The 25,782-nt window shown below is 59.7% G+C and carries 20 protein-coding genes and 4 tRNA genes; 10 read left to right on the top strand and 14 right to left on the bottom strand.

Features of this window, described 5'->3' with window-relative positions:
- Positions 1-64: 64 nt before the first annotated feature.
- Complete coding sequence (locus tag GIW48_RS16740) at positions 65-961, bottom strand: LysR family transcriptional regulator (RefSeq protein WP_236461640.1); 897 nt, start codon at positions 959-961, stop codon at positions 65-67.
- A gap of 118 nt (positions 962-1,079) precedes the next feature.
- On the opposite strand from GIW48_RS16740, the gene GIW48_RS16735 reads away from it, so the two are divergent.
- The 3 genes from GIW48_RS16735 (at position 1,080) to nhaA (ending at position 5,069) form a co-directional block, all read left to right on the top strand.
- On the top strand, positions 1,080-2,267 hold the full coding sequence (locus GIW48_RS16735; protein WP_170040754.1) for an MFS transporter: 1,188 nt from the start codon (positions 1,080-1,082) through the stop codon (positions 2,265-2,267).
- A 49-nt stretch (positions 2,268-2,316) separates the two neighbouring features.
- Positions 2,317-3,618 carry a chloride channel protein gene (locus GIW48_RS16730; RefSeq protein WP_026013645.1) on the top strand — a complete coding sequence of 434 codons (1,302 nt, stop codon included), beginning with the start codon at positions 2,317-2,319 and terminating at the stop codon, positions 3,616-3,618.
- 122 nt (positions 3,619-3,740) lie between these two features.
- Positions 3,741-5,069, top strand: a complete 1,329-nt coding sequence (gene nhaA / locus GIW48_RS16725; protein WP_099550020.1) for a Na+/H+ antiporter NhaA — start codon at positions 3,741-3,743, stop codon at positions 5,067-5,069.
- 165 nt (positions 5,070-5,234) lie between these two features.
- Here nhaA and GIW48_RS16720 read toward each other — a convergent pair whose 3' ends face one another.
- The 6 genes from GIW48_RS16720 to tig form a co-directional block, all read right to left on the bottom strand.
- Positions 5,235-7,109 (bottom strand): SurA N-terminal domain-containing protein, encoded by a 1,875-nt coding sequence (locus tag GIW48_RS16720; protein ID WP_236461637.1) that lies wholly within the window; start codon positions 7,107-7,109, stop codon positions 5,235-5,237.
- Positions 7,110-7,341: 232 nt separating this feature from the next.
- Positions 7,342-7,614, bottom strand: coding sequence for an HU family DNA-binding protein (locus tag GIW48_RS16715; protein ID WP_003174819.1), 273 nt, complete (start codon positions 7,612-7,614; stop codon positions 7,342-7,344).
- Between the two features lie 148 nt (positions 7,615-7,762).
- Entirely contained in the window at positions 7,763-10,159 is a 2,397-nt protein-coding gene (gene lon, locus GIW48_RS16710) for an endopeptidase La (protein ID WP_017136465.1), read from the bottom strand.
- A gap of 199 nt (positions 10,160-10,358) precedes the next feature.
- Positions 10,359-11,642 carry an ATP-dependent Clp protease ATP-binding subunit ClpX gene (clpX, locus tag GIW48_RS16705; protein ID WP_017136464.1) on the bottom strand — a complete coding sequence of 428 codons (1,284 nt, stop codon included), beginning with the start codon at positions 11,640-11,642 and terminating at the stop codon, positions 10,359-10,361.
- Positions 11,643-11,754: 112 nt separating this feature from the next.
- Complete coding sequence (gene clpP / locus GIW48_RS16700; RefSeq protein ID WP_003174822.1) at positions 11,755-12,390, bottom strand: ATP-dependent Clp endopeptidase proteolytic subunit ClpP; 636 nt, start codon at positions 12,388-12,390, stop codon at positions 11,755-11,757.
- A gap of 91 nt (positions 12,391-12,481) precedes the next feature.
- The gene (tig, locus tag GIW48_RS16695; RefSeq protein WP_017136463.1) at positions 12,482-13,792 is read right to left on the bottom strand and encodes a trigger factor; all 1,311 of its coding nucleotides are present in this window, start codon (positions 13,790-13,792) and stop codon (positions 12,482-12,484) included.
- Positions 13,793-14,016: 224 nt separating this feature from the next.
- Between tig and GIW48_RS16690 the strand changes: the two genes are divergently transcribed.
- Positions 14,017-14,277, top strand: coding sequence for a hypothetical protein (locus GIW48_RS16690; protein ID WP_032865532.1), 261 nt, complete (start codon positions 14,017-14,019; stop codon positions 14,275-14,277).
- A 2-nt stretch (positions 14,278-14,279) separates the two neighbouring features.
- On the opposite strand, the gene GIW48_RS16685 is transcribed toward GIW48_RS16690, so the two are convergent.
- The 5 genes from GIW48_RS16685 to GIW48_RS16665 all read right to left on the bottom strand — a co-directional run bounded on the left by GIW48_RS16685 (position 14,280) and on the right by GIW48_RS16665 (position 15,519).
- Positions 14,280-14,873 (bottom strand): RNA polymerase sigma factor, encoded by a 594-nt coding sequence (locus tag GIW48_RS16685; RefSeq protein WP_099550018.1) that lies wholly within the window; start codon positions 14,871-14,873, stop codon positions 14,280-14,282.
- Between the two features lie 168 nt (positions 14,874-15,041).
- Positions 15,042-15,117 (bottom strand) — tRNA-His (locus GIW48_RS16680).
- Between the two features lie 76 nt (positions 15,118-15,193).
- Positions 15,194-15,278 (bottom strand) — tRNA-Leu (locus GIW48_RS16675).
- Positions 15,279-15,334: 56 nt separating this feature from the next.
- Positions 15,335-15,410, bottom strand: a tRNA-His gene (locus GIW48_RS16670).
- A gap of 32 nt (positions 15,411-15,442) precedes the next feature.
- Positions 15,443-15,519, bottom strand: a tRNA-Arg gene (locus GIW48_RS16665).
- 276 nt (positions 15,520-15,795) lie between these two features.
- On the opposite strand from GIW48_RS16665, the gene folD reads away from it, so the two are divergent.
- Both folD and pbpG read left to right on the top strand, forming a co-directional pair.
- Entirely contained in the window at positions 15,796-16,650 is an 855-nt protein-coding gene (folD, locus tag GIW48_RS16660) for a bifunctional methylenetetrahydrofolate dehydrogenase/methenyltetrahydrofolate cyclohydrolase FolD (protein ID WP_017136461.1), read from the top strand.
- A gap of 208 nt (positions 16,651-16,858) precedes the next feature.
- On the top strand, positions 16,859-17,782 hold the full coding sequence (gene pbpG, locus GIW48_RS16655; RefSeq protein WP_017136460.1) for a D-alanyl-D-alanine endopeptidase: 924 nt from the start codon (positions 16,859-16,861) through the stop codon (positions 17,780-17,782).
- Between the two features lie 111 nt (positions 17,783-17,893).
- Here pbpG and GIW48_RS16650 read toward each other — a convergent pair whose 3' ends face one another.
- Complete coding sequence (locus GIW48_RS16650; protein ID WP_017136459.1) at positions 17,894-18,556, bottom strand: peptidase C39 family protein; 663 nt, start codon at positions 18,554-18,556, stop codon at positions 17,894-17,896.
- A gap of 198 nt (positions 18,557-18,754) precedes the next feature.
- Between GIW48_RS16650 and GIW48_RS16645 the strand changes: the two genes are divergently transcribed.
- Positions 18,755-18,916 (top strand): hypothetical protein, encoded by a 162-nt coding sequence (locus GIW48_RS16645; RefSeq protein WP_017136458.1) that lies wholly within the window; start codon positions 18,755-18,757, stop codon positions 18,914-18,916.
- Here GIW48_RS16645 and GIW48_RS16640 read toward each other — a convergent pair.
- Positions 18,913-19,323, bottom strand: coding sequence for a PA0061/PA0062 family lipoprotein (locus GIW48_RS16640; RefSeq protein WP_017136457.1), 411 nt, complete (start codon positions 19,321-19,323; stop codon positions 18,913-18,915). The two genes, GIW48_RS16645 and GIW48_RS16640, sit on opposite strands and share 4 nt — an antisense overlap.
- A gap of 225 nt (positions 19,324-19,548) precedes the next feature.
- Here GIW48_RS16640 and GIW48_RS16635 point away from each other — a divergent pair, with 225 nt between their 5' ends.
- From GIW48_RS16635 to GIW48_RS16625, 3 genes are read left to right on the top strand one after another with little or no spacing between them, the layout of a single operon-like run.
- Positions 19,549-22,770 (top strand): efflux RND transporter permease subunit, encoded by a 3,222-nt coding sequence (locus GIW48_RS16635; protein ID WP_236460794.1) that lies wholly within the window; start codon positions 19,549-19,551, stop codon positions 22,768-22,770.
- Positions 22,760-23,926 (top strand): efflux RND transporter periplasmic adaptor subunit, encoded by a 1,167-nt coding sequence (locus tag GIW48_RS16630; protein ID WP_099550015.1) that lies wholly within the window; start codon positions 22,760-22,762, stop codon positions 23,924-23,926. Before GIW48_RS16635 ends, GIW48_RS16630 begins: the two co-directional genes overlap by 11 nt.
- Positions 23,910-25,328 carry an efflux transporter outer membrane subunit gene (locus GIW48_RS16625; RefSeq protein ID WP_017136454.1) on the top strand — a complete coding sequence of 473 codons (1,419 nt, stop codon included), beginning with the start codon at positions 23,910-23,912 and terminating at the stop codon, positions 25,326-25,328. Before GIW48_RS16630 ends, GIW48_RS16625 begins: the two co-directional genes overlap by 17 nt.
- Positions 25,329-25,782 lie beyond the last annotated feature (454 nt).

Genomic DNA, 25,782 nt, shown 5'->3' with positions numbered 1-25,782 from the left:
GCTATTGTGCAACAGAACGCAGGGTTGGCGCGCACATTCCTGTCGGTAAAACGTCACAGCGTTATTACACCGCCTGCGCAGGGAAAAGCCCGGCAGACATATGGTCGATAAACACCCGCAGCTTGGCCGAGGCAAAGCGACTCGAGGGCCACAGCATCCAGAAACTGCCACGGTGGACCAGGTGCTCATCCAGCACCCGTTGCAGACGCCCCTGGCGCACCGCCTCCTTGACCATGAAGTCCGGCAGGCAGGCGATGCCCAAACCTTCGTGCACCACATAGTTGAGGGACTCGATGGTGGTGCTGATCAGCGGCGCACGTAACACCGGCTCCGCCACGCCGGGCACATGGCGCAGTGGCCAGGGTTCCAGCTTGCCGGTGGCGCAGAATTTGTGGCGCAGGCAGGCATGGTCGCTCAAGTCCTGCGGGTGTTGCGGGGTGCCGTATTGCGCCAGGTAGCCTGGCGAGGCCACCAACACCAGTTGGTAATGCCCCAGATGACGTGCCATCAGCCGCGAATCTTCCGGCTTGCCGGAACGAATCACCGCATCAAAACCTTCCTCGATCACGTCCACCATGCGGTCAGAAAAATCCACATCCAGCTCGATGTCCGGGTAGGCGCGCATAAAATCGCTGAGCACCGGCATCAACAGCCCACGCACCTGCGGCAAGCTGATGCGCAGCGTGCCTCGGGGCGTGGCGCCGGCCTCAGTCAGCTCCTGCTCGGCCGCCTCCACCTCGGCCAGAATCCGCCGCGAGCGCTCGAGGAACAACGCGCCTTCGCCGGTCAGGGTGACGCTGCGTGTGCTGCGATGAAACAGCCGCACGCCCAGGCGTTCTTCCATGCGCGCGATGCTTTTGCCCACCGCCGAAGATGACACCCCCAAAACGCGGCCAGCTGCGGTGAAGCTGCGGGTTTCCGCAACCTGCACGAACACCGAAAGGCCGCTCAGACTGTCCATTGCCCTACCCTTTTTGATTGCGGACGTTGACGTCCGATAAGTTCGGAACCTTAGCCTGTTTTTCCGCAACCCGCAGCCCCCTACTCTGCCTCCCTGACCTTTTGCATGGAGACGCAACATGAGCGACTGCCCTTCGATTACCGGCCCGGCCGCCACGGCCGTAAAGGACGCACTGCCTCTCGCCGGCTTACTGGCGTTGGCGTGCGCAGGGTTTATCACGATTCTCACCGAGGCCATGCCGGCCGGGCTGCTGCCTCAGATGGGCGAAGGGCTGCAGGTTTCACAGGCGTTAGTCGGCCAACTGGTGACCCTGTATGCCCTTGGCTCGTTACTCGCGGCCATCCCCCTTACCCTACTGACCCGAGGCTGGCGGCGGCGCCCTTTGCTGCTGATTGCCATCGGCGGCTTTGCCTTGGTCAACAGCGTGACGGCACTGTCCACCCATTACGGGCTGACCCTGGCCGCGCGCTTTTTTGCCGGGGTGTTCGCCGGGTTGCTTTGGGCACTGCTGGCCGGGTACGCCAGCCGAATGGTGGCCCCGCACCTGCAAGGCCGGGCGATTGCTGTGGCCATGCTCGGCGCACCGCTGGCCTTGTCACTGGGTGTACCTGCCGGCACGTTCCTCGGCGCTGCGGTGGGCTGGCGCCTGAGCTTTGCAATCATGACCGGGCTGACGCTGTTGCTGTTGGTGTGGGCGCGCTGGCAACTGCCGGACTTCGCCGGCCAGCCGGAACAAAAGCGCCTGGGCTTGCGCCAGGTACTGAGCCTGCCAGGTATTCGTCCAGTGTTGTGGGTGACCTTTACCTACGTGCTGGCGCACAACATTCTCTACACCTACATCGCGCCGTTACTGGTGCCTGCCGGAATAGCCGCCGACATCGACCGGATACTGCTGGTATTCGGCTTGGCGGCCCTGTTGAGCATCTGGCTGACGGGCATGCTGATTGATCAACACTTGCGGCGCCTGCTGATCATCAGTTGCGTGATGTTTGCCGTATCGGCCCTGGCACTGGGCGTGTGGATGACCTCCACCCGTGCGGTGTATGCCAGCGTGGCGCTGTGGGGCCTGGCCTTTGGTGGCTTGCCGGCGCTGTTGCAAACGGCACTGGCCAAGTCTGCCGGCGACTCGGCTGACGCAGCGCAGTCAATGCTGGTGACGGTGTGGAACCTGGGGATTGCCGGCGGCGGGCTAGCAGGCGGTATGTTGCTACAAACATCGGGGGTGGCGTTGTTCCCGTGGGCGGTTGCCGGGTTGGTGCTTTTGGCATTGGCCGCGACACGGCGCATCGCGAGGACAAGCGCTTGATATACGGTTAATCTTGAAACACCCTGAAACTTATTCGGAATTCACCTGGGTGATCAAACCGTTCATTTCACTGCGCCGCCGCTTTACCTCGCTGCGTTGGCGCACCCGGATCACCCTGTGGGCCGGCGCCACCATCGCCGGGCTGATGGTGGTGATGTTTGCGCGCCTGGCTGACGTGGCGCTCACTCAGTTCGCCGAGCAATCCAGCGCCCATCCGTGGCTGCCCTTCCTCTACACACCGCTGGTGGGCATGCTGGTGGTGTGGCTGACCACACGTTTTTTTGCCGGAGCCCAAGGCAGTGGCATTCCCCAGGTCATCGCCGCTACTCGCCTGGCCAACAAAGGACAGGACGTCAGCAAGCTGGTGTCATTGCGCATCGCATTGGCCAAGATAGGCCTCGGAACACTGGCGTTGACCGGCGGTTTCTCTGCCGGGCGCGAAGGGCCGTCCGTGCAAGTGGCGGCATCGATCATGCATTTCTTTCATCGCTACCTGCCCAATGCACGCATCATCCGCAGCGAAGACTTGATCCTGGCCGGCGGCGCCGCCGGTATCGCCGCCGCGTTCAATACGCCGCTGGCCGGCGTCGCCTTCGCAGTAGAAGAGTTGGGGCGCAAGCTAGAAACCCGCACCAGCGGGGTATTGCTCAGCACCATTATTTTGTCGGGGATGGTCGCCATCGCCCTGCAGGGCAATTACAACTATTTTGGCCACCTGGACGTTGAAGGGATCAAGCTCGACATCATTGTTCCGGTATTGGCGGCAGGCATCGGCTGTGGCGTGCTCGGCGGGCTGTTCAGTCGCATGCTGCTGTGGCCCCAGCGCTACCACAGGTTTGTGGTCTGGGAATGGCGGCGCGCCCACCCGGTTTGGTTCGCCGGGGCGTGTGGGCTGGTGGTCGCAATCCTGGGCTGGCTCAGCGGCGGGATGTCCTTCGGCAGCGGCTACGGGATTACTTCGCAGATCATTGCCGCCGATGTCGGCCTGCCGTGGCATGCGCCTGTCACGCGTTTTCTGGCGACGGTCGTGACGTATTTTTCCGGAATTCCGGGCGGCATTTTTGCCCCGTCGCTGGCCGTCGGCGCGGCCGTGGGCGCCAACGCAGCCGAGTTTTTCGCGCTGGCAGCGCAACCGATCATTGCGCTGTGCATGGTGGGCTTCCTGGCTGCCGTGACGCAATCGCCGATCACCTCGGCGATCATCGTAATGGAGATGATCGACAGCCACGGGATGGTGATCAGCCTGATGGCGGTGGCGCTGATTGCCAAAGCCGTCAGTTCGCGGATGGGGCCGGAGTTGTACCAGCAATTGGCGCGCGGGTTTCTGCACCCACCGACAAAAAGCCCTTAACCCTGACAACATTGTTTACAACTTATTCATCAACTTCCTATCATCACCCTGGGTGCGTGACTGCATAGGGCACAACGCAGGTTAAAGCAAAGCATTGGTCGGGCCGCCAATGGAGACTTGTCGTGCCCAAAAAACACCCTGCCATCCCTCGCCCCCAGGCATTGACCGAGGGCGCACTGTCGGCCCTTGAGCGGTTTTCACGCATCGAAGCCGTCAGCGGCATCGTCCTGTTGCTGGCGGCCATTGCAGCGTTGATCTGGGCCAACAGCCCGGCCGCCGCGTCCTACGAACACTTCTGGAACACCCCGATTACCCTCGGGCTGGGCGATTTCAGTGTGTCGCGCTCCCTGCACTTTCTGGTCAATGACGGCCTGATGACCATTTTCTTCCTGGTGGTAGGTGCGGAGATACGTCAGGAAATAAAGGACGGCGCACTCGCCAACCTGAAACTCGCGACCCTGCCGCTGGGCGCCGCACTGGGTGGCGTAGTGATGCCGGCCATTATCTACACCGCGCTCAACCATGGCACCGCCGCCGCGAGTGGCTGGGCCGTGCCCACCGCCACCGACATTGCCTTTGCCGTCGGCGTGCTGGCGCTGTTGGGCAAATCCATCCCCAGCGGTGTACGCGTCCTGCTGCTGGCACTGGCCATTATCGACGACATCGTTGCGATCCTGATCATTGCGGTGTTTTTCACTGCAAGCCTGGACTACATGGGTCTGGTGGTTGCCGCAGGTGGGTTAGCCCTGGTGTTGGTGTTCCAACGAATGGGCATCAGCAAGGCGGCGATCTATCTGCTGCCGGGGGCGATTGTCTGGTTCGGCCTGCTCAAGACCGGCGTGCACCCGACCCTCGCCGGGGTGATCCTGGGCCTGATGACGCCGGTCAGTTCCAAACCGACCACCGAACGCCCACTGGACACCATCGGCCGCACCTTCAACGAGCTGATGGATCGCCTCTCGCGACCGGCCGAAGACTCGCACCAGGTCGCCAAGCCGCTCAAGCAACTGCGCGAAGCCCAGCGCGAACTGATGCCGCCGGTGCAGCGCGTGCAGTCGGCGTTGCATCCGTGGGTCGCATTCGGTGTGATGCCGTTGTTCGCCCTGGCCAATGCCGGTGTCAGCTTGCAAGGCTTGAACCTTGAGCATCCGCTGCCCCATGGCGTGTTTATGGGCGTGATCTTCGCCCTGGTGATCGGCAAACCGTTGGGCGTGATGCTGGCGAGCATCACGCTGGTCAAACTCAATATCTGCAAGCTGCCCGACGGAGTCACCTGGAGCGGTGTCGGCCTGGTCGGCCTGCTGGCGGGGATTGGTTTTACCATGTCGATCTTTATCTCGTCCCTGGCCTTCTCCGACCCGGAACTGTTGGCAGCGGCCAAACTGAGTGTGCTGACGGCCTCGACCGTGGCAGCTGTGATTGGCTTGAGCTGGGGCAAACTGAAGTTCTGAGCCCGTCTGCGCGTCCCGCTTTCTGTACTTGCGTACGGGTGACGCAGAGCGTCACGGGATGCATTACCACGCAGAGTGTGGGAACGATCAGTTCTGAGCCGACAATTGCGCAAAAAAAAAGCCCCCGGTCCTTTCAGACCGGGGGCTTTTCTATTCAAACCAACATCAGAACTTCTTGATGTCAGCCTTGGTTTCCAACTGCTTGCGGTAGGCAGCAAAGTCCTGCTGGCCAATACGCGAGGCGAGGAAGCGGCGGTATTGCGCCTTTTCTTCGTCGGTAGGGGCTGCAGCTTCGTTGACGCCGTTCAAGCGCACGATCACCAGGCTACCGTCAGCCAGGGTCACGGTGGTGAAGGTCGGCTTGTCCTTGGCCGCAGGCTTAGGCATGCGGAACAGGGCTTGCAGCACGGCCGGCTCGATCGCTTCAGCGTTACGGGTCGCCGCTTCAGTGACCTTCCAGGCCTGGCCGTCGATCAGCTGGTTCAACGGGGTCTTGCCGTCACGCAGGCTGGCGATCAACTCGTCGGCATGGGTTTTGGCAGCCGCGATGGCGCGCTCTTTGGTCATCTGGGTGCGGATCGCAGCCGACACGCTTTCCAGCGGCAGTTGCGCAGGCTTCAGATGCTCTTTGGCACGCAGCACGATGATGGTTTCCGGGTCCAGCTCGATAGCGCTGCTGTTGGCACCTTCATCCAGCACTTCCGGGCTGAACGCTGCGGTGACCACGGCACGGTTGGCCGCAACACCTTCGCCACCTTCACGGCCAAACGGCGCGGACGTGTGCACGGTCAGCTTCAGGTCGGACGCCGGCTGAGCCAGGTCGGAGGCTTCGAATGCCGCGTCTTCCAATTGCTTGGTCGCTTCGACATAACGCTGCTCGACCTGCTGGGTCTTGAGCTCGCGGGTCAGCTTGTCTTTCAGGCTGGCAAACGATGGCACTTCAGGTGCTTCAACGCCCAACAGCTTGATCAAGTGCCAACCGAAAGTGGTGCGCACCGGCGCCGACACCTGGTCCTTGTTCAAGGCATACAGGGCGGTTTCGAAGTCCGGGTCGTAGACGCCAGGGCCGGCAAAGCCCAAGTCACCGCCATTGTTGGCCGAACCTGGATCCTGGGAGAACTCCTTGGCCAGGGCTTCGAATTTCTCACCCTTGGCCAGGCGTGCCTGGATGTCTTCGATCTTGGCCTTGGCTTGCGCGTCGGTGGTCTTGTCGTTGACTTCGATCAGAATGTGCGCGGCACGACGCTGTTCAGCGAGGTTGGCGGTTTCTTTCTGATAGGCAGCCTGCAGCTCTTCGTCCTTGACGGTGACCTGGTCGAAGAAGGAAGACTTCTTCAGTTCCAGGTAATCGATGACCACTTGGTCCGGGGTCATGAACTCTTTGGCGTGCTTGTCGTAGTAAGCCTTGACCTCATCGTCGGTGAGCTTCACCGCCGCAGGGTCAGTCTTGATGTTGACGGTGGCAAAATCGCGGGTCTGTTTTTCCAGACGGGCGAAAGCCAGCACTTCGGCGTCGGTGACGAAACCGCTGCCGGCGATGCCTGCGCGAACCTGGCCGATCAGCATTTCCTGGGTCAGCATCTGACGGAATTGCATACGGGTGTAGCCCAGCTGACGGATCACCTGGTCAAAGCGTTCGGCACTGAACTTGCCGTCCACCTGGAATTCCGGCGTCTGCAGGATCACTTGGTCCAGCGCAGCTTCAGAGAAGCCGAACTTGGAATCAGCGGCGCCTTGCAGCAACAGCTTGCGATCGATCAGGCCCTTCAGAGCCGCTTCGCGCAGCAGTTTTTCGTCCAGCAGCGAAGCATCGAAATCCTTGCCCAGCTGTTGCATCAGCTGGCGACGTTGCATGTCAACGGCCTGGCCCAGTTCGGTCTGGGTGATTTCTTCACCGTTGACCTTGGCCACGTCCTGCTTGTTGTTACCCGAAGCCTGGAAAATGGCCTCGATACCGGTGAACGCCATCAATGCGACGATGATCCCGATAATGGTCTTGGCAATCCAGCCTTGTGAATTGTCCCTGATATTTTGCAGCATGCGTCCCCCAGAAACGGTTGATCTTCAAAAATTAGGCAACCGTGGAGCGTGGGTAGAGTCCGGATAGAAGAAAGGCGCATCCGAGGATGCGCCTTCTCGTAACTGGCGGAGCGGACGGGGTTTTGAACCAACACCCCAGGCCCTGGCGACCCGATGGATACGTGGGTCAGCTGCCGCTCCGCTGCCAGGCCAGACCTGCGTCTGACCCGGGTAGGCAAGGCTTGAACGAAGCTTAGTTAACCGCTTCTTTCAGGGCTTTACCGGCTTTGAAACCTGGTTTTTTGGCAGCAGCGATTTGCAGTGCTTTGCCAGTCTGTGGGTTACGGCCAGTGCGAGCTGGGCGGTCAGTCACAGAGAAAGTACCGAAGCCTACCAGTACCACGGAGTCGCCGGCCTTCAGAGCGCCAGTGACGGATTCGATTACTGCGTCCAGCGCACGGCCAGCAGCAGCTTTCGGGATATCAGCGGATGCGGCGATAGCATCAATCAGTTCCGACTTGTTCACTCTAAGTCCCCTTATATATCTATTGAGTATGATTCTAAGTTTTTTGGTGAAAGCAAAAACCAGTGCTGAATGGCCTACAGACACTTAAGAGCCGCTTTATAACAAGGGCTCTAAAAAGCTGTCAAGGAAGCCCCCAGGCTCATTCGCATTAATGCGTGCTAATTCTTTCCTTGGAATCGGACTCGCGTTTTTCGTCCTTCGCGACAATCTCCGGAGCCACATCCGGCAAGGGCTCCGGCGCGTATTGCAACGCAATTTGCAGGACCTCGTCAATCCATTTAACCGGTTTAATCTGAAGATCCTGCTTGATATTGTCAGGAATTTCCTTCAAGTCGCGAACATTCTCTTCCGGAATGATCACGGTCTTGATACCGCCTCGGTGTGCAGCGAGCAATTTCTCTTTCAGACCACCGATGGCCAATACCTGACCCCGCAGGGTAATTTCCCCGGTCATCGCCACATCGGCACGCACAGGAATGCCAGTCAGTGCCGACACCAGTGCCGTGCACATGCCTACACCGGCGCTAGGGCCGTCTTTGGGGGTCGCCCCTTCCGGCATGTGGATGTGGGTGTCGTGCTTCTCGTGGAAGTCCAGGGGGATCCCCAGGCTCTTGGCGCGGCTGCGCACCACGGTCTGCGCGGCGGTGATCGATTCGACCATCACATCACCCAACGAACCGGTCTTGATAAGCTGGCCTTTGCCCGGGATAACCGCCGCTTCGATGGTCAGCAGTTCGCCGCCCACCTGGGTCCACGCCAAGCCCGTCACCTGCCCTACCTGATCCTGCTGCTCAGCCAGGCCGTAACGGAATTTCTTCACGCCCAGGAAGTGCTCCAGGGAATCGGCAACCACCTTCACCGAGAAGCGTTTTTCCAGCGAGTGCTCCTTGACCGCTTTGCGGCAGATCTTCGCAATCTGACGCTCAAGGCCACGCACACCGGCTTCGCGGGTGTAGTAACGCACGATGTCGCGGATCGCTTCGACGTCAAATTCGATCTCGCCCTTTTTCAGGCCATTGGCCGAAATCTGCTTGGGCGCGAGGTATTTGACGGCGATGTTGATCTTCTCGTCTTCGGTGTAACCCGGCAGACGAATCACCTCCATCCGGTCCAGCAGGGCTGGCGGGATGTTCATGGAGTTGGAGGTGCACAGGAACATTACGTCGGACAAGTCGTAGTCGACTTCCAGGTAATGGTCGTTGAAATTGTGGTTCTGCTCGGGGTCGAGCACTTCGAGCAACGCCGAGGCCGGATCGCCACGCATGTCGCTGCCCATTTTGTCGATTTCATCGAGCAGGAACAGCGGGTTGCGCACACCCACCTTCGTCATCTTTTGAATCAATCTTCCTGGCATCGAACCGATGTACGTACGGCGATGGCCACGAATTTCCGCTTCATCACGCACACCGCCAAGGGCCATGCGCACAAATTTACGGTTGGTGGCACTGGCAATCGACTCGGCCAGGGAAGTTTTACCTACACCCGGAGGGCCGACCAGGCACAACACCGGGCCACGAATTTTCTTCACGCGCTTTTGCACGGCGAGGTATTCGAGGATGCGTTCTTTGACTTCTTCGAGGCCGTAGTGGTCGGCGTCAAGGATCTCTTCGGCACGGGCCAGGTCCAGGCGCACTTTGGTCTGAGCTTTCCACGGCACCTGCACCAGCCAGTCGATGTAGGAACGCACCACGGTGGCTTCGGCCGACATTGGCGACATTTGCTTGAGCTTGTTCAGCTCAGCCATGGCCTTGGTCAGGGCGTCTTTAGGCAGACCGGCGGCGTCGATGCGCTTTTTCAGCTCTTCGACTTCGTTGTGGCCTTCTTCGCTGTCGCCGAGTTCTTTCTGAATGGCCTTCATCTGCTCATTCAGGTAGTACTCGCGCTGGCTGCGCTCCATTTGTTTCTTCACGCGACCACGGATGCGCTTCTCAACCTGCAGCAGGTCGATTTCACCATCCAGCAGCGCCAGCACGTGTTCAACACGGGCCGGCAGGTCGATGATTTCGAGGATGTCCTGCTTCTGCTCGATCTTGAGCGCCATGTGCGCGGCCATGGTGTCGACCAGGCGGCTTGGCTCATCGATGCTGTTGAGGGACGACAGCACTTCAGCCGGGACTTTCTTGCCCAGTTGCACATACTGCTCGAACTGCGAGAGCAGGCTGCGCACAAACACTTCGGATTCGCGCTCAGGGGCTTCGACTTCGTCGATCAGCGCCACTTCGGCGCGCAGGTGACCGTCCACCTCCATGAAGCGCTCGACCGCACCACGCTGCTCGCCTTCGACCAGCACCTTGACGGTGCCATCGGGCAACTTGAGCAATTGCAGAACAGTCGCAACGGTACCGACCCGATACAGGGCATCTTCGCCTGGATCATCATCAGCAGGATTCTTCTGGGCCAACAGCAGGATCTGCTTGTCGCCCGTCATCGCAGCCTCGAGGGCTTCGATAGACTTCTCGCGCCCCACGAACAGCGGGATAACCATGTGCGGATAGACGACGACATCACGCAACGGCAGGAGAGGCAATTCAATGGTTGTCTTCATGATTTCGCCTCTATGACAGTTGAAAAATTAGCTTGAAACCAAGATGGGGGCTGTACGCAAAAAAAACAAGCTCAATGCCAGCAGTTAAACGCATGAATAAACGCGAATTTAACCGCAAAACACAAACCGCCCCGAAAAACCGCCACATAAAAAGAAAGGGCCTCGAAAGGCCCTTGCTTGTACTGCGACGGCTTGACGCTTACGCGTCAGGTGCAGCCTTGGCAGCCGGCTCACTGTTTTCGTAGATATACAGTGGCTTGGATTTGCCTTCGATAACGCTTTCGTCGATCACCACCTTGCTCACCTCGGATTGCGAGGGGATTTCGTACATGGTGTCGAGCAACACGCCTTCGAGGATCGAACGCAGGCCACGTGCACCGGTCTTGCGCTCCAGTGCCCGCTTGGCCACTGATTTGAGCGCGTCGGTACGGAACTCGAGGTCTACACCTTCCATCTCGAACAGCTTGGCGTATTGCTTGGTCAGGGCGTTTTTCGGCTCGGTGAGGATCTGAATCAGAGCAGCCTCATCCAGCTCGTCCAACGTGGCCAGGACCGGCAGACGGCCAACGAATTCCGGGATCAGACCGAACTTGACCAGATCGTCAGGCTCGACTTCACGCAGGGACTCGCCCACCTTCTTGCCTTCTTCCTTGCTGCGCACTTCTGCACCGAAACCAATGCCGCCACGGGTGGAACGTTGCTGAATAACCTTTTCCAGCCCCGAGAAAGCACCGCCACAGATGAACAGGATGTTGCGCGTATCAACCTGAAGGAATTCCTGCTGCGGGTGCTTGCGGCCGCCTTGTGGCGGTACGGAAGCAACCGTGCCTTCGATCAGTTTCAACAGGGCTTGCTGCACGCCTTCACCGGAAACGTCCCGAGTGATCGACGGGTTGTCGGACTTGCGCGAAATCTTGTCGATTTCGTCGATGTAGACAATACCCATCTGGGCCTTCTCTACGTCGTAGTCGCACTTTTGCAGCAGCTTCTGAATGATGTTCTCGACATCTTCACCCACGTAGCCAGCCTCGGTGAGGGTGGTGGCGTCGGCGATGGTGAATGGAACGTTCAGCAGGCGAGCGAGGGTTTCTGCAAGCAGGGTTTTACCCGAGCCTGTAGGACCGATCAGCAAAATGTTGCTCTTGCCGAGTTCGACTTCGTCGCCTTTCTTGTCACGCTGGTTCAAGCGCTTGTAGTGGTTGTACACCGCTACCGCCAGAACCTTTTTTGCACGCTCTTGACCAATCACATACTGATCAAGGATGCCGCTGATTTCTTTAGGCGAAGGCAATTTATGCGCGCTGCTCTCGGCCTGGGCTTCCTGCACCTCCTCGCGGATGATGTCATTGCACAGGTCGACGCACTCGTCGCAGATAAACACCGAGGGGCCGGCAATCAATTTGCGTACTTCATGCTGGCTTTTGCCGCAGAAGGAGCAATAGAGCAGCTTGCCGTTGTCCTCGCCGTTGCGGGTGTCAGTCATTCGTTCGATCCAAATCCGATAGGCTTGCAACACAAGATGAAGGCTTATGCGGGCTTTTTCAAGCCCGCCGGTGGTCGGACATGCCGACCAGCCTTATTTTGAGGTGCTTATATTAAGCGGGGCGCTTTTCGATCACTGCGTCGATCAACCCGTATTCACGAGCAGCTTCAGCGCTCATGAAATTGTCGCGGTTGGTATCACGCTCGATTTCTTCCAGGGTGTGCCCGCTGTGTTTGGCCATCAGCGTGTTCAGACGCTCACGAATAAACAGGATTTCCTTGGCGTGGATTTCGATGTCCGATGCCTGGCCCTGGAAACCGCCCAACGGCTGGTGAATCATCACGCGCGAGTTCGGCAGGCAGTAACGCTTGCCCTCGGCACCTGCGGTCAGCAGGAAAGCGCCCATGCTGCAGGCCTGGCCGATGCACGTGGTCGACACGTTTGGCTTGATGAACTGCATGGTGTCGTAGATCGACATGCCTGCAGTAACCGAGCCGCCCGGGGAGTTGATGTAAAGATGGATGTCCTTGTCCGGGTTTTCCGCTTCAAGGAACAGCAGTTGCGCGCAGATCAGGTTGGCCATGTAGTCCTCTACCGGGCCGACCAGAAAAATCACTCGCTCCTTGAGCAGGCGCGAGTAGATGTCATAGGCGCGTTCGCCACGAGCAGATTGCTCGACAACCATCGGGACCAAGCCGCCAGCGGCCTGGATATCAGAGTTCTGCTGAATATAGGAATTACGGAACATGCTCTGCAGTTACTCCCAAATAGTCATGTCTTGAAAACGCATAAGCCAGCGCGAGGCTGGCTTATGGTTATATTTCGAACGAGTTGGACAATCAGTCGGCTTGTGCTGCTTCCGCCGGTTTGACTGCTTCTTCGTAAGAGACCGCTTTGTCGGTCACCTTAGCCTTCTGCAGAACAGTATCCACAACTTGTTCTTCCAGCACAACCGAACGTACTTCGTTCAGTTGCTGGTCGTTCTTGTAGTACCAAGCCACGACCTGCTCAGGCTCCTGGTAGGCCGAAGCCATTTCCTGGATCATTTCGCGAACGCGATCTTCGTCAGGCTTGAGGTCGAATTGCTTGACCACTTCAGCCACGACCAGACCCAGCACAACGCGGCGCTTGGCTTGCTCTTCGAACAGCTCGGCCGGCAGCTGGTCAGGCTTGATGTTGCCACCGAACTGCTGAACCGCTTGAACGCGCAGGCGATCCACTTCGTTGGACAGCAGTGCCTTCGGCACTTCGATCGGGTTGGCGGCCAGCAGACCATCCATCACCTGGTTCTTGACCTTGGACTTGATGGCCTGACGCAGCTCACGCTCCATGTTCTTGCGAACTTCGGTACGGAAGCCGTCGATGCCGGTTTCCTTGATACCGAACTGGGCGAAGAATTCTTCGTTCAGCTCAGGCAGCTTAGGCTCGGAAACACTGTTGACGGTCACGGTGAACTCGGCGGCTTTGCCGGCCAGGTCCAGGTTCTGGTAGTCAGCAGGGAAAGTCAGGTTCAGAACGCGTTCTTCACCGGCCTTGGCGCCAACCAGGCCGTCTTCGAAGCCCGGGATCATGCGGTTGGAACCCAGCACCAGCTGGGTGCCCTTGGCGGAGCCGCCAGCGAATGCTTCGCCGTCAACCTTGCCAACGAAATCGATGTTCAGCTGGTCTTCGTTCTGGGCGGCACGGTCGGCCACTTCAAAACGGGTGTTCTGCTTGCGCAGGATTTCCAGCATGTTGTCCAGGTCGGCATCTGCCACGTCAGCGCTCAGGCGCTCAACGGCGATGTCTTCGAAACCGGCAACGGTGAATTCCGGGAACACTTCGAATACGGCAACGTATTCCAGGTCTTTACCGGCTTCCAGGGACTTAGGCTCGATCGAAGGCGAACCCGCTGGGTTCAGCTTGTGCTCGACAACGGCTTCGTAGAAGGAAGCCTGGATCACGTCACCAACAGCTTCCTGACGCGCATCGGCACCAAAACGACGCTTGATTTCGCTCATTGGCACTTTGCCTGGACGGAAACCAGCGATCTTGGCCTTTTGGGCAGTCTGCTGCAGACGCTTGTTGACCGCAGTCTCAATACGCTCTGCCGGCACGGTGATGCTCAGGCGGCGCTCGATGGCAGTAGTATTTTCAACAGAAACTTGCATGGATATTCCTCGTTGCACAGACGTTAGCCGGCCGTTTCCGACCCCAGAATCAAGGGCATGCATTCTAGTGGGTCAAACTCAAGAAGTCACCCTACTGAAAACGGGTGGAAAAACAGCAGGCCATTTATAGGTTCAAGTGCACGCATGCACCTCATCCCGTTAGCAAATACAGCGCATCACGCCAGGGCTCTAGCGCCAGCCCTTCTATATATAGAAGAGGCTGGATGCATACCCCGGCGAGCGACCCTGCAAGCAAGGTCGAAGGGTGTGGCAGCAGCATCGAGAAACACAAATACGATGAAACGCCCTACCCTGGAAACTCAAAACACTCAAACAAAAACGGCACAGCCCTTTTTCAGGTACTGCGCCGTTATTCGCTATTAAATAGCTGTACCGACCCTTATATAGCCGCGGATCAGTTCTACACGCTCAAAACCGGCAACGATTCTAACGCCAAGGCATTGAGAATGCTTGTTTTTTCTTGACGTCAATCAACGCCACAGGCCTGATGCCGGTCGATGGCGGCAAAAACCCGACTGCGCGCCCGGTGCAGCAGCACCCGCGCATTGCACAGACTGACGCCCAGCAACTCGGCAATCTCCTCAAGCTCAAGCCCTACACGCTCACGCAGCACAAGCGCAGCGCTCTGAAGCGTCGACAGTTCCTGCAACGCGCGCTCGATACAGGCGCGCAGTTCGTCTTCACTGACCAGCGCCTCGGGCGTATCTTCATGCCAGCCCGCCGGTGCCGACAGCCACTGGCCACTGGCGGCGCAAAAGCGCTCCTGACCCTGCGAGTCATCGAAAAACACTTCGCGCCGACTCCGGCCATAGCGGCCCTTGGCTTTATTGGCCGTAATCGTCAGCACCCAGGTCTTGAGGCTGGAGCGCCCCTGAAAACCACTCAGCCCGCGCACAATCGCCAACCAGGCATCCTGCACCACATCATCGACATGCCGATGCCCTGCAATCGCCGAAGCCACCGCACGCATGGCGCCCTGATGAGTTTTGACCAGGTCGCAATAGGCCGATTGCTCCCCCAACAGCAGGCGCCCGAGCAAATGCGCCTCGCCAACCGCCATTCCCTGACTTTGATCCTGCTGTTGTGCCAACATTTTTCAGACCCTCCACGTAGCAGCGGATGAGGATCCAGGCCCATCCACGGCCATCCTCGTCAGTACATACGCGGCAGGGCATTTTTTGGATGCAAAAAAAAGCGCCAGATCATTGATCTGGCGCTTTTTAAAATATGGGGTGGACGAAGGGGATCGAACCCTCGACAACGGGAGTCACAATCCCGTGCTCTACCAACTGAGCTACGCCCACCATATTGCTTCAACAAGGAACTCGAACACCTTCCTTGTCTGGCCTCACCCTGCCTGATGGCTGGGTGACGCTTAATTGGTGCGGATGAAGAGACTCGAACTCTTACGCCTCGCGGCGCTGGAACCTAAATCCAGTGTGTCTACCAATTCCACCACATCCGCGCTTGAAACTCTTAAAGCAAAGGCGCCAGATGATTAATCTGGCGCCTTTCTAAATATGGGGTGGACGAAGGGGATCGAACCCTCGACAACGGGAGTCACAATCCCGTGCTCTACCAACTGAGCTACGCCCACCATATAGCGCTACTTGTGCCAAAGCTGCCTAATGGCGCACCCGGCAGGACTCGAACCTGCGACCATCCGCTTAGAAGGCGGATGCTCTATCCAGCTGAGCTACGGGCGCCTTATTAATCTGTACTCGTTGAAGATTACAAACTAAGTGCTTCCAGCCTTGCAGAACAGCTCTATCTGCTCGACCTTCTTAACCAGTGCTAGGCTGTGCCCGACAAGTGCGACGAATAGTATAGACGGCCTTGATACCCGTCAAATCTTTTTTGAAAAAAACTGATTTTATTTAAGGGGTTAGGGCAATTTGCAGACCAAGCGCCTTTGCCCTCACGTCATGGCGTGCGAGAATGCGCGCACTTTTCTTCCCCCTCTCGATGGTTAATCACGCGTAATGACTGCACAACTTATCGACGGCAAATCAATCGCCGCCAGCCTGCGCCAGCAGATCGCCAAACGAGTCACCGAGCGCCGCCTGCAAGGTCTGCGCACGCCTGGCCTCGCGGTGATCCTGGTCGGCAGCGATCCTGCCTCTCAGGTTTATGTCTCGCACAAGCGTAAAGACTGTGAAGAGGTCGGCTTTATTTCCAAGGCCTACGACTTGCCTTCCGAGACCACCCAGCAGGCGCTTACCGACCTGATCGACGGCCTCAACGACGACCCGGCCATTGACGGTATCCTGCTGCAACTGCCACTGCCCGAGCACCTGGACGCCTCCAAACTGTTGGAGCGCATCCGCCCGGACAAAGACGTCGACGGCTTCCACCCCTATAACGTCGGCCGCCTAGCCCAACGCATCCCGCTGCTGCGCCCCTGCACCCCGAAGGGCATCATGACCCTGCTGGAGAGCACCGGCGTCGATCTGTACGGTCTGGATGCCGTAGTCGTTGGTGCCTCCAACATTGTTGGCCGCCCGATGGCCATGGAGCTGCTGCTGGCCGGCTGCACCGTGACTGTCACCCACCGTTTCACCAAAGACCTCGCCGGCCATGTTGGCCGTGCCGACCTGGTGGTGGTTGCCGCGGGCAAGCCGGGCCTGGTCAAGGGCGAGTGGATCAAGGAAGGCGCGATCGTGATCGATGTGGGCATCAACCGCCAGGACGACGGCAAGCTGGTCGGCGACGTGGTGTACGAAACCGCCCTGCCGCGTGCCGGCTGGATCACCCCGGTACCCGGCGGTGTCGGCCCGATGACCCGTGCGTGCCTGCTGGAAAACACCCTGTATGCCGCAGAAAGCCTGCACGGCTAATAACCTGCCGTACTGAAAAAGCCCTGCCTTATCGCAGGGCTTTTTATTGAACGGCTAAAAACCCTTTTTTCTTAGTTTTTAAGCACTTTCGTCTGGATCTAGAAGAACATTCGACAGTTCTTCGTCCATACTCCTAAAATGTAACGGCATTTATCAAAAAACCGTTCTCGAACGGCATTTTCCTTACTTTTTTAGCGAGTTCACCCGCGTGAAAATTCGTCTCTCTCTTGTCAGCCTATTTTTTGCATTTACAGGCACCTTCGCGCACGCCAGCGAAACCACCCTCGCCCCGCGTGATACTTCAAAACTGCAGATTGCTTCCGGCAGCGCCATCCTGGTCGACCTGCAGACCAACAAAGTCATCTATTCCAGCAACCCCGACGTGGTGGTGCCAATTGCCTCCGTCAGCAAGCTGATGACCGGCCTGATCGTGCTCGAAGCCAAACAGAACATGGATGAGTACATCGACATCAACATCAAGGACACGCCAGAAATGAAAGGCGTGTTCTCCCGGGTAAAAATCGGCAGCGAAATGCCGCGCAAGGAAATGCTGCTGATCGCCCTGATGTCCTCGGAAAACCGCGCCGCCGCCAGCCTGGCCCACCACTACCCGGGCGGCTACCCGGCGTTTATTGCAGCGATGAACGCCAAGGCCAAGGCACTGGGCATGACCAGCACGCACTACGTGGAGCCCACCGGCCTGTCGATTCACAACGTGTCCACCGCCCGCGACCTGAGCAAGCTGCTGGCCGCCGCGCGTAAATACCCGATGCTGAGCCAACTGAGCACCACCAAGGAAAAGACCGTGGCGTTCCGCAAGCCCAACTACACCTTGGGTTTCTCCAACACCGATCACCTGATCAACCGCGCCAACTGGGATATCAAGCTGACCAAGACCGGCTTCACCAACCAGGCCGGCCACTGCCTGGTGCTGGTGACCAGCATGGGCAACCGCCCGGTGTCGCTGGTGATCCTCGATGCGTTCGGCAAGTTCACCCACTTTGCCGATGCCACGCGTATCCGCAACTGGGTCGAAACGGGGCGCGGCGGTTCGGTGCCGGACGTGGCCTTGCGCTACAAGGCCGACAAGAACCTGAAGAATCGCCCGAACGCGGCTGAAGTGCGCCGCTGAATAATGTGGGAGCTGGCTTGCCTGCGATAGCATCAACGCGGTGCAACAGATAAACCGAGTTGCCTGCATCGCAGGCAAGCCAGCTCCCACAGGCTATAGCCTTCAGCGTTTTTACTTTCTTTCCGCCAATACCTTGAGCGCCTGCGCAGCCGCCTGCTCCTGCCCGGCCTGCGCCGTGGCATTGGCAGAATCGCGCCAGCGCTGCACATCCACATTCGCCGGCAACTGGCTCGGGCGCTGGGTCAAAATCGCCCAGTGCCCCGCGCTCTTCCACGCCGACTCAAAATTACTGAAGCTCATCAACAGCCGTCGGTCCATGCCCGAGCGCAGCAGCACGGTGCTTTTCTGCTGATTGAACCCCACCACCACAACATAACGCGTGCCCGACCACATGCTCGGGTTGATCCGCGCCATCACCGGGTAACCCGCCGCCACTTGCGCCAGCACGGCCGTCAGCTGGCTGTCCAGCGGGTACACCATCAGCCCGTATTCACGCGCCAGCACCTGCATATTGCGCTCAAGGTTCGCCTCGCCACCCGGTAAGTGCAGCGGTTTGTCCAGCAAGCCGGGTGTCATGACAATGCCTTGTTGCGACAGCATGCTGGCTAAAGCTGAAGGACCGCTCTGATAGGCCTCGCTGCGATACGCCGGCACACCCGTGAGTTCAACGCGCTCCGGCAACCCCGCCAGTTTCGACGGGTGCCCGGAACACGCCGCCAGCCCGAGGGCGCACGCCAGCAGCAAGGAGGTTTTAACGTTCGAGCGTAAGCGCAATTTTTTACTCTCTTGATCAACGGCCGGTAAGGGCCCAGATCATAGCCCAATCGCGTTTAGGGAGTAGCGACAGGCTGCTGATATAGCCAACAAGTTGGACCGATTCGACCATTGGTCAATAGCACGCAACCGTCAGCTGGCTAGACTGTCCATTGAGAAGACTGTGTGTGCCCCCCAGCGGGGCGAAAGGAGGCCAGAATGAGCCTTGCAACAACGATTTTCCTGTTGGTCTGCGGTTGGCTGTCAGTAGCCGCCGCCATGCTGTGGGGCGTGATGCGCGTAACGCGTCGGCATCACCACCCCCATGTCACACCGGCTGCACCCGCCAAGCCGCACAAGGCCGCGGTGCATCACGCCTAGCCAGGCATGCAACTGAAGTCTTGAGTCGCGGCCACTTCCTTGCCGCGACCGTCCTTGAGCACGGCACGCACGGTAGTGCCCAGGCTGGATTCCACCAGCGTGTAGTGCTCACCCGCCTTGAAGTTCTTGTACTCGACCCGGCCCTGGCAGTCTTGCTGGTTGTCGTCGCCCGGCTCTTCTTCAAACAGTGTCACATCCAAACGATGGCCCCCCGGCGTCACTTCAAAATAGCGACCGTCATCCACGCGGTGGCCGTCGACGCGCTCGGCCATCAGGTCATTTGGCGCTTCTTCCTTCAGACCAATCCATGCCTCGCTCGGGTCAGCTTTAGGGATGGGGCCGGCGCAGGCTGACAACAACAAAACAACACCAAGCGCGGGGATCAACAACAGAGGTTTGAATGACATGGCAGGGCTCCAAAGGGCATCAGTAAAAACGTTGAAGGCGATTCAAATGTATCGCCGCCGATGGGTTACAAGCTTGGAGAGCGGCCTTATGTAGAACAAATGAATACATATGAAACGATCTTCAGCCGTTAACTAAATGTTCCTTCACCTGGCTGAAAGGTGCGTGTTAGGTGGGTCGGGCAAGACTGCCGGGGTTTGCAATCCTGCTCCCTCGGAGGTTCACGCATGCTCGGGCTGGTAAAGACCGCACTGCAAAAGCCCTACACGTTTATCGTGTTGGCCATATTCATCTGCATCATCGGGCCGATGGCGGCCCTGCGAACCCCCACGGATGTTTTTCCCGATATCGGCATCCCCGTCGTCGCTGTGGTTTGGCAGTACAACGGCCTGTCGCCGGACGCCATGGCCGGTCGGGTGATCTACACCTACGAACGCTCCTTGAGCACCACCGTTAACGACATCGAACACATCGAATCGCAATCGCTGCCCGGCATGGGCATCGTCAAGATCTTCTTCCAGCCCGGCGTGGATATCCGCACCGCCAACGCCCAAGTAACGGCCGTGTCACAAACCGTGCTCAAGCAGATGCCACCCGGCATCACGCCGCCGCTGATCCTCAACTACAGCGCTTCCACGGTGCCGATCCTGCAACTGGCGTTTTCCAGCCCCAGCCTCTCGGAAGCCAAGATCCGCGACCTGGTGCAGAACAATATCCGCCTGCCCCTGAGTGCCCTGCCCGGCCTGGCCATGCCCACGCCAATGGGCGGCAAGCAACGCCAGATCACCCTCGACCTCGACCCCCAGGCGCTGGCCGCCAAAGGCTTGTCGGCACAGGACGTGGGCAACGCCCTGGCGCTGCAAAACCAGATCATTCCAGTGGGTACCGCCAAACTCGGCCCCAACGAATACACGATCCTGCTCAACAACAGCCCCAAGGCGATTGATGAGCTCAACGACTTGCCGATCAAGACGGTCGACGGCGCAATCATCACCATCGGCCAAGTGGCCCACGTGCGTGACGGCTCGCCGCCGCAGACCAACATCGTGCGCGTCGACGGCCACCGTGCAGTGCTGATGCCAGCGTTGAAAAACGGCAGTATCTCTACCCTGTCGATCATCGACGGCATCCGCCAGATGCTGCCGCGCATCAATGAAACCCTGCCGCCGTCGCTGAAGACCTCACTGCTGGGCGACGCCTCGGTGTTCGTTAAACAATCGGTGGGCAGCGTGGCCCAGGAAGGCGTCATCGCGGCGCTGCTGACCAGTGCGATGATCCTGCTGTTCCTTGGCAGCTGGCGTTCCACCTTGATCATCGCCGCTTCGATTCCGTTGGCGGTGTTGTCGGCCATTGCATTGCTGGCGGCCACCGGGCAAACCCTCAACGTGATGACGCTCGGCGGGCTCGCATTGGCGGTGGGGATTCTGGTGGACGATGCCACGGTGACCATCGAAAACATCAACTGGCACCTGGAACAAGGCAAGGCGGTGAAGACCGCGATCCTCGACGGCGCCGCGCAGATCGTCGGCCCGGCGTTTGTGTCGCTGCTGTGTATCTGCATCGTGTTTGTGCCGATGTTCCTGCTGCAAGGCATCGCCGGTTACCTGTTCCGGCCGATGGCGCTGGCGGTGATTTTCGCCATGGCCAGCTCGTTCATTCTTTCGCGGACCCTGGTACCGACCCTGGCGATGTTTCTGCTCAAGCCGCACGCGCCGGAGCAAGGGCCTGGGCATCACCCGGAAGATGAGTTCATCAACCATCACGAAGGTGAACAGCACAAGAAACCGCGCAACCGTGTGCTGCAATCGGTGCTGAACTTCCAGCAGGGTTTCGAACGCCATTTCTCGAATATCCGTGACACCTACCACGGCCTGCTGACCCTGGCGCTGGGCGCACGCAAGCGCTTTATCGTCGGTTTCCTGGCCTGCGTGCTGGCCTCGTTCCTGCTGTTGCCAAGTCTTGGCCAGGACTTCTTCCCGGCCACCGACGCCGGAGCGCTTGCCCTGCATGTGCGCCTGCCATTGGGTACGCGTATTGAAGAAAGCGCGGCGGCGTTCGACCGCATTGAAGCGCGGATTCGCGAAGTGATCCCGGCCGAGCAACTCGACACCATCGTCGACAACATCGGCATCCCGCTCAGCGGCATCGACATGGCCTACAGCAGCAGCGGCACCATCGGCCCGCAGGACGGCGACATCCAGGTCAGCTTGAAAAAGGACCACGCGCCGACCGCCGACTACGTGAAAAAACTGCGTGAAGCCTTGCCGCAAAGCTTCCCCGGCAGCCACTTTGCGTTCCTCCCTGCCGACATCAGCAGCCAGATTCTCAACTTCGGTGCCCCGGCGCCGCTGGACGTGAAAATCTCCGGGCGCAGCGATGCGGAAAACCGCGCCTACGCCATCGAACTGGAGCGCCGCCTGCAACATATTCCGGGCATTGCCGACCTGCGCATCCAGCAGTCCACCGGCTACCCGTCGTTGCAAGTGAACGTCGACCGTATGCGTGCCAATGGCCTGGGCATCACCGAGCGTGACGTGACCAACAGCATGGTCGCCTCGCTGGCGGGCAGCTCACAGGTGGCGCCGACGTTCTGGCTTAACCCGGCCAACGGCGTGTCGTACTCCATCGTCGCCGCCACCCCGCAATACCGCCTCGACAGCTTGCCGTCACTGGAAGCCTTGCCGGTGACCGGTGCCGATGGGCAATCACAAATCCTCGGCGGCGTGGCGAGCATCTCTCGCGTGCAAAGCCCGGCGGTGGTGACCCACTACAACATCGAGCCGACCCTGGACCTGTATGCCAACGTGCAAGGCCGCGACCTCGGCGGCGTGGCCCGTGACGTGCAAAAGGTGCTGGATGACACCGCCTCCATGCGCCCCAAAGGCGCGGTGATCAGCCTGCACGGGCAGATCGATGCGCTGCATGAAGCGTTCAGCGGGTTGAGCTTCGGCTTGCTCGGCGCCGTGGTGCTGATCTACCTGCTGATCGTGGTCAACTTCCAGTCGTGGGCTGACCCGTTTGTGATCATCACTGCACTACCGGCCGCACTGGCGGGGATTGTGTGGATACTGTTCCTCAGCGGCACCTCGTTGTCGGTGCCGGCACTCACCGGCGCCATCCTCTGTATGGGCGTGGCTACCGCCAACTCGATCCTGGTGGTGAGCTTCTGCCGTGAACGCCTGGCCGAACATGGCGACGCGCTGAAGGCGGCCATGGAAGCCGGTTACACGCGCTTCCGCCCGGTGTGCATGACCGCCCTGGCGATGATCATCGGCATGTTGCCGCTGGCGATTTCCGAGGAGCAGAACGCCCCGCTCGGCCGCGCCGTTATCGGTGGCTTGATCTTCGCCACCATCGCCACATTGTTGTTTGTACCCGTGGTCTTCAGCCTGGTCCACGGTCGTCACCCTACTCGCGCAGCTGCTGGAGAAACTTCACATGTCGTCTGATCACAAACCCTCGCGCAAGCGTCTGATGCTCCTGGGTGTCGGCGGCCTCACCTTGGCCGCCCTGTTGGTCGCCAACGGCCTGCACGCCCGCACCACCCACGAAGAGGCGGTTACGGCCTGGACCGAAACCGCCGCCATCCCTCAGGTGATGGTGTTCCAGCCCAAGCAGAACGCGGCCGGCGATACCCTGCGCCTGCCCGCGCACCTCGACGCCTGGAGCAAGGCGCCGATCCATGCGCGAGTGAGCGGTTACTTGAAGGACTGGAAAGTCGACATCGGCAGCCAGGTCAAAGCCGGGCAAATCCTCGCTGAAATCGACAGCCCGGACCTCGACCAGCAACTGGCGCAAACCCACGCGCGCCTGCTCCAGGAACAGGCCAACGCACGCCTGGCCGCAACCACCGCCACACGCTGGCAGAACCTGCTCGCCAGCCATTCGGTGTCGCGTCAGGAGGCGGATGAAAAAACCTCCAACGCCGCTGCCGCCAAAGCCAACGCCGAGGCCGCCGCTGCCGACTATGCGCGGCTGTCGGCGCTGGAAAGCTACAAGACCATCCGCGCTCCGTTCGCCGGCACCATCACCGCGCGCAACACCGATATCGGCCAGTTGATCAAGGCCGACACCGACAGCGACCCGGAACTGTTCAACATCGCCGACACTCACCAACTGCGTCTGTATGTGCCGGTGCCGCAGAACTACGCGTCGGTGATCCACCCTGGGCTTGAGGCCGAGCTGACCGTACCCGAGCACCCTGGCGAGCACTTCAAGGCGCGCCTGATCGGCGACTCCACCGCCATCGACCGCCGTTCCGGCACCCTGCTTGCGCAGTTCGTCGCCGACAACCCCAACGGCGAGTTGCTGCCCGGTGACTACGCCGAAGCCACGCTGCCGATTCCGGCCGACACCCACGGCGTGAGCATCCCGGCCAGCGCCTTGATCTTCCGCGCCCAAGGCACCCAAGTGGCGGTGCTGGACGCGCAGAACCATGTGCACCTGCAAGACATCCACATCGGCCTGGACCTGGGCGAGCGCCTGGTGATCGACCAAGGCCTCAAACCCGCCGACCGCGTGGTCGACAACCCGCCCGACGCCCTGCGCGAAGGCGACCCGGTAGAGCTTGCCCAAGCCGGAGGTGCGCATGCGCGCAAGGTTTAACCCCCTAGCGGCGTTGGTACTATTGGCCTTGCAGGGTTGCTCGATGGCGCCCACCTACAAGGTGCCCGCCGTTGACCTGCCGGCCGGCTACCGCGAACAGACCAGCGATGGCCCGTGGCACAGCGCACAACCGTCCGACCAACTGGCACCCGAATGGTGGAAGCTCTACAACGATTCGCACCTCAATGACCTGCAACAGCAACTGCTCAAGGCCAACCCGGACCTGGCGGCGGCGCTGGCGCACTTTGATGCGTCCCAGGCGTATGCCAGCCAATTGCATGCCGGGCTGTTCCCGCAAATCACCGCCAGCGCGCAGCCATTGCGCCAGCGGCAATCGGATTCGCGGCCGCTGCGTGGCGATACGCAGCCATCGGTGTACAACAGCAATACCGCAGCGTTTTCGCTGAGCTACGACCTGGACCTGTGGGGCAAGATCCGCAACCAGGTCGCAGCGGGCGACGCCCAGGCACAAGCCTCCGGGGATGACCTGGCAGTGGCGCGCCTGAGCCTGCAGCATCAATTGGCGACCCTGTATGTGCAGCTCAATGGGCTGGATGCACAGAGTCGGATCCTCAATAGCTCGCTGGAGGATTTCAGCCAGGCGCTGCAACTGACGCGCAGCCGATACGAAGGCCAGATTGCTTCCGAACTCGACCTGACCCGTGCGCAAAACCAGTTGGCCGAAGCCAAAGCCCAGCTGGATGAAGTGCGCGGGCAACGCAACCTCACCGAGCACGCCATTGGTGAATTGGTGGGGGTGGCAGCCAGCAACTTCACGTTGCCGCCAAGCCGGCAATTGATTGCCCTTCCGGGCATCCCATCGCAACTGCCGAGCCACCTGCTGCAACGTCGTCCGGACATTGCGGCGGCGGAACGGCGGGTGTTCGCGGCCAATGCCAATATTGGCGTGGCCAAGGCTGGGTGGTATCCGGATTTCAGTCTCACCGGGTTAATCGGTGGGCAGACCCAAGGGGTTGGCAACCTGCTGTCTGCCGGCAACCGCTACTGGGCGCTGGGGCCGTTGGTGAATCTGCCGATCTTTGATGGTGGGCGGCTGAGCGCCAATGAACGGCAGGCCAAGGCCGAGTTTGAAGAGGCGTCGGCGCAGTACCGTAGCCATGTGCTCAAAGCGGTGCGTGAGGTGGAAGATAACCTGGCGCAATTGCGGGACCTGCAGCAGGAAGCCCAGGATGAGCAAGCGGCAGCGGATGCGGCGCAGCATACGCAGGCATTGGCGATGAACAGCTATCAGGCCGGGGCCGTGAGCTATCTGGATGTGGTGACCGCGCAAACGGCAGCGTTGCAGGCGCAGCGGACCTTGCAGGCGGTGCAAACGCGGCAATTGCAGGCGAGTGTAGGGTTAGTCACGGCCCTCGGCGGTGGCTGGCAACCCGGCGCCTGAGACTCCCCTGTAGATCGTCCCCACGCTCCGCGTGGGCATGCAGCCGGTGACGCTCCGCGTCACAACTTTAAGGGCGGACGCAGAGCGTCCAGAGCGGCATTCCCACGCAGAGCGTGGGAACGATCTGCAACTCTGCGTCTGTTTTTTGGGGCTGCTGCGCAGCCCAACGCAGGGCAAGCCTGCTCGCCACAACAGCCCGCTTGCCACAGACTTTGTATTCAACAGAAGTTGCTTAGAGACTCCCTGTAGATCGTCCCCACGCTCCGCGTGGGTATGCAGCCGGTGACGCTCCGCGTCACGACTTTAAGGGCGGACGCAGAGCGTCCAGAGCGGCATTCCCACGCAGAGCGTGGGAATGATCTGCAACTCTGCGTCTGTTTTTTGGGGCTGCTGCGCAGCCCAACGCAGGGCAAGCCTGCTCGCCACAACAGCCCGCTTGCCACAGACTTTGTAT

It is taken from the genome of Pseudomonas sp. PA-6-3C (genome assembly GCF_021605825.1).
In the GTDB taxonomy this organism is placed as follows: domain Bacteria; phylum Pseudomonadota; class Gammaproteobacteria; order Pseudomonadales; family Pseudomonadaceae; genus Aquipseudomonas; species Aquipseudomonas edaphica.
This window is presented reverse-complemented; position numbering and strand designations above follow the sequence as displayed.